This window comes from Flavobacterium frigidimaris, assembly GCF_002217275.1.
Taxonomy (GTDB): Bacteria; Bacteroidota; Bacteroidia; order Flavobacteriales; family Flavobacteriaceae; genus Flavobacterium; species Flavobacterium aquidurense.
Genome location: NZ_MUGV01000034.1, coordinates 1 through 16018 on the forward strand (window position 1 = coordinate 1; position 16018 = coordinate 16018).

12 protein-coding genes are annotated in these 16018 nt (G+C 34.7%); 3 read left to right on the forward strand and 9 right to left on the reverse strand.

All coding sequences use genetic code 11. From position 1 onward, the window contains the following. Window positions 1-783: 783 nt before the first annotated feature. From B0A65_RS18070 to B0A65_RS18080, 3 genes are all read left to right on the forward strand, one after another. Window positions 784-1959, forward strand: coding sequence for an IS3 family transposase (locus B0A65_RS18070; protein WP_074663826.1), 1176 nt, complete (start codon window positions 784-786; stop codon window positions 1957-1959). 73 nt (window positions 1960-2032) lie between these two features. Next, window positions 2033-2641, forward strand: a complete 609-nt coding sequence (locus tag B0A65_RS18075) for an IS3 family transposase (protein ID WP_074663828.1) — start codon at window positions 2033-2035, stop codon at window positions 2639-2641. A 176-nt stretch (window positions 2642-2817) separates the two neighbouring features. After that, complete coding sequence (locus tag B0A65_RS18080; RefSeq protein WP_074663831.1) at window positions 2818-3351, forward strand: DMP19 family protein; 534 nt, start codon at window positions 2818-2820, stop codon at window positions 3349-3351. 595 nt (window positions 3352-3946) lie between these two features. Here B0A65_RS18080 and B0A65_RS18085 read toward each other — a convergent pair. From B0A65_RS18085 to B0A65_RS18125, 9 genes are all read right to left on the reverse strand, one after another. Further along, a complete protein-coding gene (locus B0A65_RS18085) occupies window positions 3947-4927 on the reverse strand; it encodes a glycoside hydrolase family 43 protein (protein WP_083370538.1) in 981 nt (326 codons plus the stop codon). Beyond that, a complete protein-coding gene (locus B0A65_RS18090; RefSeq protein ID WP_074663834.1) occupies window positions 4924-5952 on the reverse strand; it encodes a glycoside hydrolase family 43 protein in 1029 nt (342 codons plus the stop codon). The genes B0A65_RS18085 and B0A65_RS18090 overlap by 4 nt, the downstream gene beginning before the upstream one ends. A gap of 20 nt (window positions 5953-5972) precedes the next feature. After that, entirely contained in the window at window positions 5973-7148 is a 1176-nt protein-coding gene (locus tag B0A65_RS18095; RefSeq protein WP_074663837.1) for an aldose epimerase family protein, read from the reverse strand. 74 nt (window positions 7149-7222) lie between these two features. Then, window positions 7223-8251: a glycoside hydrolase family 43 protein gene (locus B0A65_RS18100; RefSeq protein ID WP_074663912.1), complete on the reverse strand. Its 1029-nt coding sequence runs from the start codon at window positions 8249-8251 to the stop codon at window positions 7223-7225. A 237-nt stretch (window positions 8252-8488) separates the two neighbouring features. Beyond that, entirely contained in the window at window positions 8489-10303 is a 1815-nt protein-coding gene (locus B0A65_RS18105) for a glycoside hydrolase family 2 protein (RefSeq protein ID WP_074663915.1), read from the reverse strand. A 125-nt stretch (window positions 10304-10428) separates the two neighbouring features. Further along, entirely contained in the window at window positions 10429-12183 is a 1755-nt protein-coding gene (locus tag B0A65_RS18110) for a sugar-binding protein (RefSeq protein ID WP_074663839.1), read from the reverse strand. Then, the gene (locus B0A65_RS18115; RefSeq protein WP_074663842.1) at window positions 12184-13227 is read right to left on the reverse strand and encodes a glycoside hydrolase family 43 protein; all 1044 of its coding nucleotides are present in this window, start codon (window positions 13225-13227) and stop codon (window positions 12184-12186) included. A 39-nt stretch (window positions 13228-13266) separates the two neighbouring features. Beyond that, window positions 13267-14394: a cellulase family glycosylhydrolase gene (locus B0A65_RS18120; protein WP_074663844.1), complete on the reverse strand. Its 1128-nt coding sequence runs from the start codon at window positions 14392-14394 to the stop codon at window positions 13267-13269. A gap of 82 nt (window positions 14395-14476) precedes the next feature. Then, a complete protein-coding gene (locus B0A65_RS18125; RefSeq protein WP_074663846.1) occupies window positions 14477-16003 on the reverse strand; it encodes a RagB/SusD family nutrient uptake outer membrane protein in 1527 nt (508 codons plus the stop codon). Between the last annotated feature and the right edge of the window lie 15 nt (window positions 16004-16018).

A 16018-nucleotide genomic window follows, 5' to 3' on the forward strand; every position in this document is an offset into this window, starting at 1 on the left:
CAATATGTCTACGAACGTGTGTTTCTTTTTGTTTCGCTTGTCTCTCAAAGCGGGTGCAAAAGTACACAGTTAATCAGCATTTACAAGACTTTCTGCCGATTTTTCACAATCTTTTTCAATACTTTTTCTTAACTTTCTGATAACAGTAAATTTAGATATTGGAATTTTATAATTATTTGAAAGTATTTTCCTGTATTAATATTTTTTAAACAAAAATACCCTAAAAAAAAGCACTGTATTTATGAAATATTCACCCAAATCCATATCATTATGTGATTTTTCAAAACACTATATTTTAAAAAAACATACATAATCGAATTGCTCACTAATTTGCTACAAAAAGTTAAGGATGTCAAGCTGGTCTTAACTATTATTAATATTGTTAGTTATTACAGCAAAATCATGGCTGAAAAATCTTTCAAAACTATAAAATCAATACTGACAAGGGCTTTAAGGTTTAGGCTCGAAACTTTATAACATCCTCGAAACAAAAAAAGACTAATTTCTCATTAGTGTTTTTTAATGTAAACTATCTGCTTAACAGTATTTATAAAACGCCGGAAAGCCACAGAATCTCACCTAATAGAAAAACTACAAAATCGAATACTTTGGGATTTGTAAATTGGGCAGCCACAAAGAATAATTATCTCCAATATCAAAATACAAAATATACTCTTCAAGAAAATAAAGTTCCATCAATTTAGATCTTCAAATACTGTTCAAACAGAAACTAATTTACTACATTGGAAGACAGATAGTTAAAACAACAACAAGTATTCAATTATGACAGAAAAACGCAAAAAATACGATTGCATTTTCAAAATAGATGCCGTAAAGTTAAGTTTTGAGAGAAGTAGTCTTAAAGAATTTGCAGATGAGCTCGGAATATCGCCTTGCCTTCTAACCAGTTGGCGCAAGACATATCAGAGATTTGGTGCTGGAAGTTTTCTGGGATCCGGTTACGCAAGAGTCCATCCTGAGGACATATTTACCTATGGGCTTGAAAAAAAAGCCAAAGAATCAGCACTCCGGTATGAGATTTTAAAAAATGCATCTCCGCATCTTTGTAGTGGAAAATTAGCGCTTTATCAATTCATTAAAAGTAACGAAAAAAAGTATCCAATAGCCAAAATGTGCAAAGTGCTTAACGTATGTAATGGAACATATATTACATGGAAATATAAAGGGATTCCAAAAAAACAGCAGCAGATAGCTCTGTTAAAAGAAAATATCGCAGCAATATTTTTACATTATAAGAAATATTACGGAAGAGCTAAAATTATAAAGGAACTAAGTGCTCAAGGCTATACAATATCTCCCAGAATGGTCAATACATATATGAAACAATTGGGATTGCGTAAGATTGCAAAAAGAAAATTTAAAGTAACAACCGATTCCAAACATACTCATTATATTTCTCCAAATGTTCTAAATAGAGCCTTTACAGTAAATTCCCCCTCTAAAATCTGGGTATCTGATATTACCTATATTCAAACTAAAAAAGGCTTTTTATACCTTACAATAATTATGGACTTATATGACAGGAAAATAATTGGCTGGAGTTTAGGTACCCGCCTCTCCACCTTGAGAACTACTTTAGCTGCCTGGGAGATGGCTATAGTTAACCGTACAGTTTCAAAAGGATTAATTTTTCACTCCGACAGAGGTGTTCAATATGCCAACAAAGCATTTACGAGTAAACTCAATTCTTACCAGTGCATAAGAAGTATGAGCCGTAAGGGCAATAGTATAGACAATGCAGTTTGCGAGAGTTTTTTCAATTCATTAAAAAGGGAACTAATCTATCGAAAAAGCGAACTGATTAATCAAAAGCTCATGAGAGGGGAAATATTTGAATTTATCGAAAATTGGTATAACAAAAACAGAATGCATTCTGCATTAAATTATAAAACAATAGAGCAGTTTAATACAAACAGAGATATGAAATCCCCATGGTAATTTTTTTAATTAAATGTAAAATTTACTGGCTCTTCAATAATAAAAATGACATAGCTTCTTATAAAATTTAAGTATGATCAAGAGAAAAACTCCAAAAAAATATGATTTTGCTTTCAAAGAAAAAGCAGTGCTTTTGAGTTATGAGAGACACAGTACAAGTTTAGCAAAACTAGAAAAGGAACTGGGCATATATACAGCCGCATTAAGCACTTGGCGTCGGGAATATGCAAAATTCAATACTGGGGATACCTCAGAAAACAACTACGTCAAGGTGAATATTGAAAAACAAAAAATTCAGGAGTTTGAAAAAAAAACTAAAAAATCAGATCTGAAATTTAAAATTTTAAAAAGTGCCGGAAAATATCTTCATCAAGGGAGACACATGGTTTTTTGTTTCATGGCAAGCAACGAAAAACTATATTCTATTAGATTAATGTGCGAAGTTTTAGATATTCACAGATGTACTTATAGACGATGGAAGAGCGGATATATTACAGAGAGGCAAAAAAGAAAAAGCCTAATACAGAAAGAAATAACATATATATTCTTTGCTTTTAAAGAGCGTTATGGATGTACAAGAATTACAAAAGAACTCCAAAATGCGGGATATAAAATATCATGCAGCACAGTATATGAATATATGAAAGAATTAGGTCTGTCCAGCAAAGTAAAAAAGGAATAAATGGCTTTATAAATAATTATTGAATATTAAGGTAAAGAGTAATAAATATAATTTATTAAATTTATTTTGAGTTAGTTAAACAAACAAAACCATAATTATACTCTCAAATATTTAATTATATTTGAGTATACAAATAAGAATTTTGCTAGGTATTATTAAAATATGTAATGCGAACGATGATGAAACAAGATAAAGACACATTTTATATAAACAAAACAGATAAAAAAACATTACCGCACATTAACATTGAAGAATTAATAAATGATGATACATGGGATTTATTCTTTAAGTTAATTTCTAAATATTATAAACTTTTGGATAACCAAATAGAAGAGCATGATCTTACCGATGCACAGCGTACCTTAATGGCTTTTAATATATTATATGGTGAAATTACAACTGGCGGTTTTTTAGAACTAATCAAAAATAGTCACTGCAATTACATTTTTGAATTCAAATTCTCTGAAACATTAAAAAAATGGGGAGCAATAGAATTGGCAGCAATTATTGATCAGGCCAGAAAAATATACTTTCTAAAGAAAATCGAAATTGAAACAGCAATAACTACTCACGAAATTTTTGAAATATATAATCATTATCCCGAGTTTAATATTTTAGATAATGGGTTCTTTAAAATTATGAATGTGGAAGCTGATAAAATTAAACGCTACATTCAGCTTCATATCGATGAATTTGTTATTGTTGTTTAATTTGACACCAGAATTATTTGTCCTTACAAAATGGTTACTGTTTTTAGTCTTTTCTTTTATATGTACTTGCTAATTTCATTTCCAGAAATTAGGTTTGTACTATTAGGATAAAATGCTGAAGTACACATAATATACAATATTATATATCATTACTTAAGACAAAAAGCGATACTTTGAGTTTTGTGGCAGAATCGTGGCAAATGCTATTTTTGGAAACTATAAATTCAGAAAAATCAAGCTCTAACAAGTTTAGGTTCGAAACTTAGAGTCCTTTACTAGCCTATCTTCGGCAATAAACTACTAAAACTCAATCTCGCAAACATCCGTATAGGCAGTACATTATTTTGATTGTTTAGAAGCCTTTTTTGGTTTCAAAGATTTCCATTTATCCCTTGAATAGAAATAACAACAGGTGCTTCAATTACCAGAAGCAATATCGGGGCCTAATGTTAAAAACAATTATATCAAAACGGTTTGCCTTAATAATATTTAAATGAACAAACATTCATCCATTTTTTGATTAATAAAACAAGAAGTTATCTAATTAACAAATATGAAGTTAAAAAAATAGTCACCTTTTTAATTTATAAAAAGATTATTCCAAATTTAAAAATCTGAAACTTTTACTATCAACTTTTATTTTATCGTCAATAAAATCGATAAAAATTATTCCTGTTTTCCTTGGTGAAACAGTGCTTTCGTTAAAATGTGTATGTAAAACATAATGCATTTTTTTGTTTTTATCCCAAAAAACATCACCATGGCCAATACCATTTTGTTTTACATTTTTTCTGCTAATAATTGGGCTTTCAACTGCCTTTTCCCAAGGCCCGTACGGACTTTTGCTTGTTGCATAACCAACGGCATAATCAGGATTTCTAAAATCATTCGCCGAATAAATTAAATAATACAGACCAACGTGTTTTAGCACCGTTGGCCCTTCTGTAACTGGCCAGGGTACATTTTGTGTGTTTTCCCAAGGTAAAGTTCCGGAAATACATTCCGTCAAAGTTTCTGGTTTAATACTTTGAAGATCATCGTTTATTTCGGCAACAAAAATTCGATTTCCGTTTGTTAATCGCACATGATACAAATATTTTTTTCCATCTTCATCAATAAAAATAAATGGATCAATTTGATTTCCTGTTTCGATAATTGGTTTTTGAGATTCGTTTTTAAATGGCCCTAACGGACTATTACTGCTCGCAATGGCAATATTTTCGTTAGCCGTATAAATCATATAAAAAATGTTTTTACACTTTAAAACCTGAGGCGCCCAAAATCCTTTATCGCCAAAAGAATCCCCTTTTTTCAAAGCCAGTCCATTTTGAGAACCTGCCGGACCATTCCATTTTTTTAAATCTGTCGAAGTATATACCATAAATCCTTGCCCGTTTAACGGCGTGTCACCGCCAGTAGTGCCGTATAAATAATAGTTTCCGTTCTCATAAAAGATTGTTGGATCTGCTAAAAGAATATTTTTTAGTTGCGGTTCTGTTGTCTTTGAAGCATTATTTTCCTGCGAACAACAAACGAAAATACACAGCGAACTAAGCATCGTTAATATTTTTCTCATTTTATTATAGGTTTTAGCATATTTGTACTTGATGGCGTTCCTGAATTTACAATCGGCCATCCGTTTTTATAGCTTATTTTATCAATCAGAACAATGCGTCCTCCATTTGGATTTTTTGAGTCTATCGCATGATAAACCATCCATTCCTGACCTTTTTCATCGGTTACAACTGAATTATGTCCTGGCGCAATCCATTGATCATTCTTGTTTAAAATTACACTGTTTGAAGTTTTTTCGGCTTCTGCCAAAGTTTCAAAAGGTCCTTCGGCATTTTTAGATCGGGCAACCATAACAGCATAATGGGCTTTTTCGCCACAGCAATTATCACCTGAATAATACAGATAATAAAATCCGTCATGAAACGTGACCCAGCTTCCTTCAACTAAATTTTGATAATTGGACGGATCATTATTGATAATCTGATTAACTAATTTTTTGACGCTGCTTGCTGTTTTAAAACTCAAACGATCTTCTGAAAGTTCCCGTACTTTTAAAGCTTCAAAACCAGAACCCCAATACAGTAATTTTTTTCCTGTTTTTGGATCATCAAAAGCCATTGGATCAATATTGATGAAACCATTTCCGCAAAGCAAAGGTTCTCCTTTATCGATAAAAGGTCCACTTGGTAATTTTGAAGTTGCAACGCCTAAACACTTCCCTTCCTTACTATCAGATTCTCCGGAATAATATAAAAAATACGTTTTCAATTTGGCATCGTACAAAACATGCGGCGCCCAAAAATCTTTGTCTGCCCATTTTGGTTTTGTAGGAAGTGCATCTCCAATAAAAATCCAATCAACCAAGTTTTTAGATTTTAGAACCTGAATATGAATATTTTTTCCGTCTAAAACTGTATTGGTTCCATAAGCATAATAATAGCCATCAGCCGCTTTAATCACAGTGGGATCTGCAAAATCTTTATTATAAACCGGATTTACAAATGTGTTTTGTTGTGCATTCGATTCTAATCCTGTTAAGCTTAAAACTGTAATTAAAAAACAGTAATATTTTTGAACAACATTCATAATCTTAAATTGATAAATGATTATTTAGCCGAAAACTGATAATAAGAAACCGTATGATATTTTTGTCCTGGCTTTAAAACTATCGGTGCAAATTTTGGCTGATTTGGAGCATCTGGAAAATGTTGTGTTTCTAAAGCAAAAGCAGTTCTGAAATCATCTTTTGCACCCGATTTAAAGGTGTTTTTAGATTGCATGAAGTTTCCGCTGTAGAATTGTAATCCAGGTTCTTGTGTATAAATATCCAGCGTAATTCCTGATTTATCTCCCGAAATTGTGGCGGCATGATTCAGTCCGTTTTTCTTAGATCCGTTTAAAACATAATTATGATCGTAGCCTTTTCCGAATTTTAACTGCTCGTCTTTGGTTTCAATTCGTTCGCCAATGGTGTGTTTTGAAGTAAAATCAAAAGGTGTATTTTGAACCGGTTTTAATTCGCCTGACGGAATCAAACCTTCATCAACCGGAGTAAATTCATTCGCATAAATCTGAAGCTCGTGATTTAATATTGAGCCACTTCCTTCTCCATTCAAATTAAAAAAGGCATGATTGGTCAAATTCACTAAAGTGGTCTTATCTGTCGTGGCTTCATATTCCATTTTTATGGTTTGATCTGCTTCAAGCGTATAAGTCACTTTAACCGTTAAATTTCCGGGAAAACCTTGTTCTCCATAGGGTGAAACATAACTAAAAACCAATGTGTTTTCATTCGTTTTACTGACATCCCAAACCACATCCTGAAAACCTTTTATACCGCCATGCAAAGCATTTTTGCCATTATTCAAAGGCACCTGATATTTTTTTCCTTCTAAAGTAAACTGACCTTTCGCGATACGATTTCCAACACGTCCGATTGTTGCGCCAAAATAAGGCTCGGTCGAAGTCTTAAAACCTTTTGCGCTGTTCATTCCCACTACAACATCCGTTTGTTTTCCGTTTTTATCAGCAACCCAAAGTCCAATTAATCTTCCTCCGTAATTGGTAAAAGCAGCTTTTATGCCTTTATTTTCTATCCAATACAAATTGACTTTTTTGCCTTCCATTATGGTGTCGAAATTTTTATTTGCTAAAATGGCTTTAACCGAATCTGTTTTTATTTCTGATGTTGTTTCAGAAGGTTTCACTTCCTTTTTATTGTCTTTACAACTAAATTGAAAAAGCGCCAGCAAAACAACCGCTGCTATTTGAATATTTTTCATTTTTATGTCATTGCGAGGAAGATTTGTTCGCCGGGGCGAAAGCAATCTCATCCTCTGGTTCATATTTTTATTTATTATTTTGATGGAATAGCCAATTTTGTTTCTTCGCTTACAGGTTCTCCCAAAACCGGAAGACCATTTGCATCCCAATTGATTTTTTGCATTCTTGGTGATCTTTGATTTCCGCATCCCTCACCCGGATTTGAATTGGCGTGATATAAAATCCAGTCTTCTTTTCCGTCTGGAGATTTAAAAAACGAATTATGCCCCGGAGCATAAACTTTATTTTTGTCCGATTGTTTGAAAATTGGTTCTGCAGCTTTTTCCCAGGCTGAAGCATTCAATAAATCGTTTCCTCCTTTAAAAGTTAATAATCCTAAAGCATAGAAATCTGTCCAGCAACCACTGGCCGAAAACACTATAAAAATTTTATCTCCCTTTTGTAAAAATTGCGGACCTTCATTCACATTTACCTGAGGCGGATTAACCGGATCATTCAATGCTCCGTGGGTTTCCCATCCGTGTGTTGGTGACGAAATCAAAACACGATCGCCTTCAATTCCAAGTGGATTTTTCATTTTGGCGATGTAAATATTCTGCTGCCCATTTGTGTCGCCTGCCCAGCCTGCCCAAATCATGTACAGCTGTTTTTTATATTCAAATACGTTTCCGTCAATCGCCCATTTGTCTGTTTTTGCAGCAATTTTTCCCTTAAAGTCCCATTTTCCTTTAAACGGATCTGAGGTTTTATTTTCCAAAACATACATTCTGTGTGTATTGTTATCCCCATTATCTGCAGCGAAATACGCATACCATTTTCCGTTGATGATATGAAATTCCGGCGCCCAGATTTCTGCCGAATAATCCGTTCCTTTTGGAGCTTCCCAAATCGTTTTACTTTCAGCATTTTTTAAATCAGATAAGTCTTTTGTTTTCCACAAAACCAATCTGTTCCCTAAAGTATTTGTATAATAATAAAAACCTTTATAATATGTACTGTAAGGGTCTGCACCCGAAAGTAAAATTGGATTTGAGAATGTTTTTTGCTGTGAAAATCCAGCAGAAACAATCATCAGCAAAAAGAGAATTAGGTACTTTTTCATTTTAATTTTAATTTTTATTTTTTGGCGTGTTTTTTTAACACATATAGACATAGTTTTTCTTTGTCTGTAAAGGCGTTTTACTTTTTTGAAAAAACATAGCTTTACGGTAAGCTTTGTCAAAGTTTTAAACTTTGACAAAGCTACTTCACGTAGAAACACCCTCAGCTATGTGTGGAAACTAGTTTCTTTTATCTCCTTTTTTCAACACTAAATCCTATGTTTCTATGTGTTTAAAACTTATTTATGATTTAAGGCATTAATGACTTCTGTATTAATGTCCTTAACCTTTTTAAAGTCCATTTTATCCACTTTTCTATCGTAGGTCATAAAGCCGTTTACTTCACCTTCAACATCTGTTGTTTGTGTGTAAACCGCTGCCGAAAATCCTGATTTTACGTAGTTTTTTAAAATTTGTGCATACTTGATATATTCTGCTGTAACTTCATTTTCATTTTTGAATTTTACGTATCCCCAATTGTCATTGGCACGCCATAAGTGTCCTTCAAGAGGCAAACCTATTCCGCCATATTCGCCTAAAACTGTGACTCTTCTTGCATCATATAAATACATTTCCGGTCCCGGATAATTGTGCAAATCTAAAATATCTCCAGTCTGGAAGTGGTTTCCTCCGCTTGAAGAATTTGTTAAGCGGCTTGGATCATGATTTTTGGTCCATTCTGTAATTTCAACTGTTTTAAATTGTCCCCAGGCTTCGTTAAACGGAACCCAAACGACAATACTTGGATACGAATACAAATGATCCATGATTGCTGCCCATTCCTTTTTATAAATTTCTTCAGACTTTGCAGTTCTTTTTAATTCGTTTCCTTCAAAATAGGTTTTGTTTTGCCAGGTTGGCTGTTCGTCGCCGCTTGGCATATCTTGCCAAACCAAAATTCCTAATTCGTCACAATGTGTATACCAGCGCTCCGGCTCTACTTTTACGTGTTTGCGAATCATATTAAAACCTAATTCTTTTGTTTTAATAATATCATATTTCAAAGCTTCGTCTGTTGGCGCTGTATATAATCCATCCGGCCACCAACCCTGATCCAATGGGCCGAACTGGAAATAATCTTTGTTGTTCAATTGCATTCTGATAATACCAAATTCATCTCGTTTTGATGAAATTTTTCGCATAGCAAAATAGCTTTTTACTTCGTCAATCACTTTATCATTGCTGATTAAACTGATTTTTGTCTGATATAAAAACGGACTTTCCGGCGACCATAATTTCAGATTATTTAAAGTAATGTCTAAATTTTCTCCGACGACTGCTTTTTCATTGGCGATTTCTTTTCCTCCGTCAAAAACAGTAATTTCAATAATATCTCCTTCTTGCGCCCCAACAACATCAGCTTTTATGCTAATAGAATTTTGATCAACATTTGGAGTTGTTTTTAAATTGGTAATGCTTTTTTTGTTTACAGGTTCGATCCAAACCGTTTGCCAAATTCCGGTAACGGGCGTGTACCAGATTCCTTCCGGATTTTTAACTTGTTTGCCTCTTGGTTGTGGTCCATCGTTTGAAGGATCCCAAACTTTTACCACCAGTTTTTGATTTTTGCCTTTTTTAACAAAAGGAGTAATATCAAATGAAAACGGAGTATAACCACCTGTGTGTGAGCCAACTTTTACGTTGTTTATCCAAACTTCCGTTTTCCAGTCAACAGCACCAAAATGCAATAAAATGTTTTTCTTTTTCCAGCCTGAATCTATGCTGAAAGTGGTGGAATACCAAAGTTCCTTCTCTGCTCCTACTTGTTTCATAACGCCGGATAAGCTTGATTCAACCGCAAACGGAACCAGAATTTGCCCATCATATTTTGAAGGTGCCGTTTTTCCTAAATCCTGAATGGCATAATTCCACAAACCATTCAAATTTTTCCATTGGCGACGCTCCATAATCGGACGGGGATACTCAGGTAAGGTTTTGTTCGGATCAACCTGTGCTGCCCATTTTGTTTTGATTTTATCTCCCTGAGGCTTCCATTGTGCATTTGTTATATATCCTAAAAACAGGAAAAGAAGCACTATTATTTTGTTTTTCATTATAATTTTTTCTGTTTTTAAATTTTTAAATAAATTACCAGGCCATCTCCACATAGCCTGGCAATTACAAACTAACTTAACTAACCAATCTTTATGTGAACTTTAGTTCACGTATATTTTAATGCTTATTTCAATTTGATGCTCGACCACGAATAAGGTTTGTCAGCGACATTGCTCGAAATATTTTCCAAATAACTGCTTGCTCCTTTTGATCTTAATTCTATATTGCAGCCTATTCTCGTTTGCTTGGCAGGCATTCCTCCTAATAAATTCCACGGAATTTTAGCTTCAATCTGATAACCATTTGCAGTTTTTATTGTTGTTGAAACAATTTCCTTCGTTTTATCTGATTTTTTCCATGTACTGTTTTCGCCTTCGGAGATTGAAAATGTGGCTGTCTGTCCAAATTCCAATTTAAAAATTGAATTTCCAGGTGCTATTAAATTCTGGTTTTTAGGATCTAAATACAGATTAAAACCGTCGCTATCGGCAACATTGCTTACATTAATAATCTCGCTGTCTTTTACTTTTGCAAAAACATATAAAAATGACGTATCAAAACTAAAATTTGCTTCAAGCTGCGTTGTTCCATTTTGGCCGATGAAAACTGGACTTGCCTTTTTCCATTCGGCTTCGTTGCTTTGTCCGTCAATTACAGCGGTTGCATTTACTGCATTTATTTCAGGCAAAACATGGCCTTTAATCATCCAGATTTGAGAGGAATTCCCAAACGAGTTTGTAGTAGTCAGCGCGATAATGGTGTCGTCATCTAATACAGAAATACTATTCCATAAACCCGATTTTCCAGCGCCAATTAAAAACGGAACTGATTTGCGATCGAAATTTTTAGCCTGGTTGTTTCCAATAACGACTTTCATTTCAGCATTATTAATGTCGTTTGAAGCTCTGTTTTCCGTTCCCTGATAAGACATTAAAACTTCTCCTGTACTTAATTGAGCCAAATAAGGCGCCCCTGCATACACAGCGTTATTTATTTCTTCTGCTAAAGCATAATTTCTGTTATTGCTTACTGCATCAACGGTCTGTTTCCAGTTTTCTGAAATTGTATTTCGAATGATATAAGGTTTGAACTGATTGTCGACACCATTATCTTCTATTGAAAAAACAATCTCATTTTGATTTTTCAACAGAATCGGCGATGGCATTCCGTCTCTTTTTCCAGCTCTAAAACTTACAATTTCAGGTGTTCCTGACCAAGTAGCACCATTATCAGTCGAACGCAGCAATGAAATATTTTGTTCATTTGAACTTTTATATACATTTTCATTCGAAAAAAACAATTGTACTTCTCCACTCGGAATTTGCAATGCTGAAGGTTCCCAACAGCCGTTTTCAAATTCGGAAGTCGCTTCATAAATAACTTTATTTTCGATCCAGGTTAATCCTCCGTCAATACTTTTTATGGTGTTTATAGAAAATTTTGCACCACCTGTATTGCCTGCAATAGGTCTTGGATTATAACAAATCAAAATTGAATTGTCTTTTAATTGCAAAATATCCGGCGTTGTCATATTCACAGCAGCCGTTCCTGAAATTACTTTTATGGGCGTACTCCAGGTTGCACCCAAATCATCGCTGATTTTGACTAAAATGGCACCACCAGATTCGTAAGTACACATTAATTTTTTGCTGTCTAATTGAATTAATCTGGCGTAACCATTATATTCAGTACTGTTTTTATCTGAAATTTGAGTCATCGTTGTATAATCCCAAGCTATCCTGATGCCTTCTGATGCAGGTTTTGATCCAATTGGTGTTACAACAACAGGTTCATCGACAACTGGATCGCTTGAAGAATCACTGCAGGAAAGCAACGGAATGAACATTAATCCCAGCAAAAAATTATTTATATTTTTCATTTATTTTTTAGATTTTGATTCTGTTTTGGTCAAGCCAAATTTCTTCACCAAACTATCATATTCATTTCTCGAAATGGTGACCATGCAGCCGTGGCGTACTTTTTCAGGGAAACTGTATTTGTCCCAATCGGCAAAAAAAGTGTAGCCAGAAGCCTGAAACCATGGTCCGTTTAAATTATCAGCAATTGATAATCCGTAAGAAACTCCAGGATATTGTTCGTAATACATGTACCAAATTTTATCATCTGGAGAAGGAATCAACATTGGCGCTTCCCTAAAATTTGGACTTATAGATTGTTGGGGCAAAGAATACGGTCCTAAAAGCGATTTCGATTTTGCAATTCGGATGGTTTTTCCGGTTGTCCAATACAAAGTTGGATAGGTTTCATCTTTGATCACGGCGTAGTAGGAATCGCCGATTTTACGGATAAAAACATCAATCGTTCCCATATCCCAATCGAATAAACGTTTTGGAGTTCCTTCAAAAGTTTTTAAATCTTTAGATAGAACATACAACGTTCTCTGGCTTGCCCAATAACGTTCCGGATCTTCTTTTGTTCCGTCCAGATGCGGAGTGTGCCAAGTCATGATGAATTTTTCAGAAGCTGCGTCGTAATATAATTTTGGAGCGCCAATTCGCTGCAAAGCATTCGCATAATCTGGCGTGCTTTTTAAATCGGGCGTATAATCTGAATGTTTTTTCCAGGTAATTAAATCGTCTGAAACCCAAATGTTAATGCTTTTTGCGTCATCGCCTGTGTTTCCGGCAATGTAATATTTACCATCTGGACCTTTGCAGATATCCGGATGTCCTTTATAGTCTTCAAAAACTCGTTTTCCGTTATTTAAATTGTCCCAATGCAAACCATCCAAACTAACCGAATAATACAATCTGCCGTAATCGTTATGCGTCATGTGCGCAAAAAGATAAGCTTCATTTTTAGGTTTTTCATTTCCTTTAATTTGTCCCGGCGGATCTGGTTGTTGCGCTTTCGCAGAAAATCCGATAAGAATTGCTACTAAGAAATATAGTCGTTTTATCATATTATTGGTTTTATTTGAATGTGCCAATTAGATAATTATCTAATTCTTCTTATTAGCCTCAGCTGTCATCTTTTTAATCAAATCCGTTTCAGCTTTAATGTATGGCGTTCCGTCGGTATGAAACACTTCGTGAAACCAAACTTCCGGATCTGCATCGTATTTTTTAGTCCAGCTGTCCCAGGCAAATTTTGTTTGTGTTTTTCCGTCAACCAGTCCCCAGTTGATCATACCCACTTTGTATTTTTGGGCGATTGGCAAAAATCCTTCAAACGTACTTCCATTTGGTCTGGCCATGTATTCTGTGCAAATCAGAGGTTTTCCGTAACGTTTTAATTGTTTAATTACCTTTTCAAAATCCTGTGGCGTGTTGTAATTGTGAAACGAAATAACATCAGACTGCTCGATTTGCAGTTTATGCATTGGCAGCATTTTCTTTGGATCACTCCAATCTCCAACCCAAACTCCAGAGGTTAAAGGTTGTGAAGGCTTACTTTCTCTTGCCCAAACAAAAACTTTCCTTAAAAGCGGTAAAATCAAATCGGCTTTGTTCTTAATTTCGACTTTTTCATAAGAAGGCCCAGTCATATTATCCGGTTCGTTCCAGACATCCCAACCTAAAATACGATCGTCTTTTTTGAATTTCGAAATCGTTTCTTTTACATATTTCTCTAAGCGAGGATATTGCAAGGAATCTTTCAGCACTTTTTGCCCCGGACTTTGTACCCAGCCAGAATTGTGCGTAAAAGGTTTTGGAGCTCTTTGTTTGCCTAAAGCAGGAAACGGATCCCAGCAGGAATCAAACAAAACAAATAAGATTTTGATATGATGTTTGTCTGCAATTTCAAGGAAAGTGTCCATTCTTTTATAAAGCCCTTCTGCATCTTGTTTGTGCAATAAATCGTGCAGGTAAACACGCATTACATTCATCCCGATACCTTCGGCCCAGCCTAATTCCTGATCAATTCTTTTGGGATCAAAGCTGTCAGCCTGCCACATTTCCAGTTGATTAATGGCTGTACTCGGAGCATAATTTGCGCCTACCAGCCACGGTTGTTTTCCGTACCATTCATTAGCTTGTTCTTTTGTCCAGATTTCTCTTTTTTTGTCACAGCTGAACAATACTAGTCCAGCCAACATTAAAGTTAGATACAGTTTTATCTTTCTCATTATAAATTTTCTTAAGTATGAACAATCGTTCGTTATGATAAGGGAATCTGATTTGAAGATCAGATTCCCTTAAAAAATAGTTTTAATATTGTGGGTTTTGGTCTAAGTTTGGATTGTTATCCACATCAACCTGCGGTATTGGCATTCTTTGATTTTTACCTACTTTAAAGTTTTTAAAATCAGGATCACGAAGCGAAATTTTGTCAACAGCAGCCTGAGAATCTAAATCTCCCCAACGTTTTAAATCTTCCCAACGAACACTTTCGCCAGCCAATTCTAAAACTCTTTCTGTTTTTAATCTTTCTAAAAATTTATCATGATCGTTTCCAATTTCAGGATGAGCAACCGCTAAAGTATTCATGTTTACACGTGCTCTCACCTGATCTACATATTGATAAGCTCCGGCAGTATTTCCTGTTTCGTTTAATACTTCTGCATAACGCAATAAAATATCAGCATAACGAACCAATCTGTAATTTACCTGGCTGTAATAATCTTCATTATTTCTGTAATAATCACGGCTTCCTTTTCTGAACCAAGCTTCATCTGCACCCCATTCCCAATTTTTACCGTACGTTTTATCTCCAAAATCGGCTAATAAATTTGGATAAAATAAAGTCCATCTTAAGCGATCATCAAGATTACCAGTCTTATTTTTTTCTTGTTTGAAAGCATTTACTAACCAGAAACGAGCCTGACCGTCAGACCATCCAATTCCTCTTGGTGCAAAAAACTGACTACGGTTACTGGAAAGTGCAGCATTTTGATCTTCTCCTGTTCCACCTTTTCTTTGATCTCCAAACTGAATTTCAAAAACAGATTCGGAATTGTTTTCATGTGTATCAGTAAAATTGTCCCTGTAATTTGTAGCTAAACTGTATTTCGCGCCAGGACCAGAAATTAAATATTCAAGAGCTGTTTTTGCCTCCGGCCATTTGTGTTGCTGCATGTATGCTTTTGCCAAAAAAGCTTCTGCTGCGCCTTTATCTGGTCTTCCTGTTTGATCTGCAGGCCATGAAGCAGGCAAATCGGCTAAAGCCTCATTTAAATCTTTTTCAATTTGAGCCCAAACTTCGGTTACATTTTTTTGCTGTGGTAAATCGGCTGGCGTAGATGGTTCTAGAACCAACGGAATATTTTCCCAAAGAATGGCTGCATAGTAGTAATGCAAAGCTCTGAAGAATTTTGCCTGAGCAAGAATTTTCTTTTTATCATCTTCATTTTGGAATGTGATATTCGGAACATTGGCCAATACCTGATTGCATCTAAAAACAGCTTTATAGGTATCTCTCCATGTTACTGCATTTCCTTCCCAAAAATTATAATTGATATAATTGAATCTCGTCCAGTCTGCTAATTCTGTCCACGGACTATTACTGAATCCTTCGTCAGAAGTTAAATCCAGACGGAAATAAATCCATCTTGCCCATAAACCATCTTTATAAAACATGGCGTAAATTGAATTCACACCGGCTTGTGCATCACTTTCCGTTTTCCAATATTGATCTACTGTGATATCATTTGGGCTGTTCAGATCTAATTCCTTTTCACAAGATGATGCAAAAAAGAGACCTAGAAAAACTACGGTTGTTAGTATTATTTTTTTCATTATCCTATTTTTTTA

Excerpts from the sequence above, each read along its gene's own strand:
- B0A65_RS18125 (WP_074663846.1), bottom strand. The coding sequence starts at position 16,003 with ATGAAAAAAATAATACTAACAACCGTAGTTTTTCTAGGTCTCTTTTTT.
- B0A65_RS18095 (WP_074663837.1), bottom strand. The coding sequence starts at position 7,148 with ATGAAAAATATTCAAATAGCAGCGGTTGTTTTGCTGGCGCTTTTTCAA.
- B0A65_RS18090 (WP_074663834.1), bottom strand. The coding sequence starts at position 5,952 with ATGAATGTTGTTCAAAAATATTACTGTTTTTTAATTACAGTTTTAAGC.
- B0A65_RS18075 (WP_074663828.1), top strand. The coding sequence starts at position 2,033 with ATGATCAAGAGAAAAACTCCAAAAAAATATGATTTTGCTTTCAAAGAA.
- B0A65_RS18115 (WP_074663842.1), bottom strand. The coding sequence starts at position 13,227 with ATGATAAAACGACTATATTTCTTAGTAGCAATTCTTATCGGATTTTCT.
- B0A65_RS18110 (WP_074663839.1), bottom strand. The coding sequence starts at position 12,183 with ATGAAAAATATAAATAATTTTTTGCTGGGATTAATGTTCATTCCGTTG.
- B0A65_RS18085 (WP_083370538.1), bottom strand. The coding sequence starts at position 4,927 with ATGAGAAAAATATTAACGATGCTTAGTTCGCTGTGTATTTTCGTTTGT.
- B0A65_RS18100 (WP_074663912.1), bottom strand. The coding sequence starts at position 8,251 with ATGAAAAAGTACCTAATTCTCTTTTTGCTGATGATTGTTTCTGCTGGA.
- B0A65_RS18080 (WP_074663831.1), top strand. The coding sequence starts at position 2,818 with ATGATGAAACAAGATAAAGACACATTTTATATAAACAAAACAGATAAA.
- B0A65_RS18105 (WP_074663915.1), bottom strand. The coding sequence starts at position 10,303 with ATGAAAAACAAAATAATAGTGCTTCTTTTCCTGTTTTTAGGATATATA.
- B0A65_RS18120 (WP_074663844.1), bottom strand. The coding sequence starts at position 14,394 with ATGAGAAAGATAAAACTGTATCTAACTTTAATGTTGGCTGGACTAGTA.
- B0A65_RS18070 (WP_074663826.1), top strand. The coding sequence starts at position 784 with ATGACAGAAAAACGCAAAAAATACGATTGCATTTTCAAAATAGATGCC.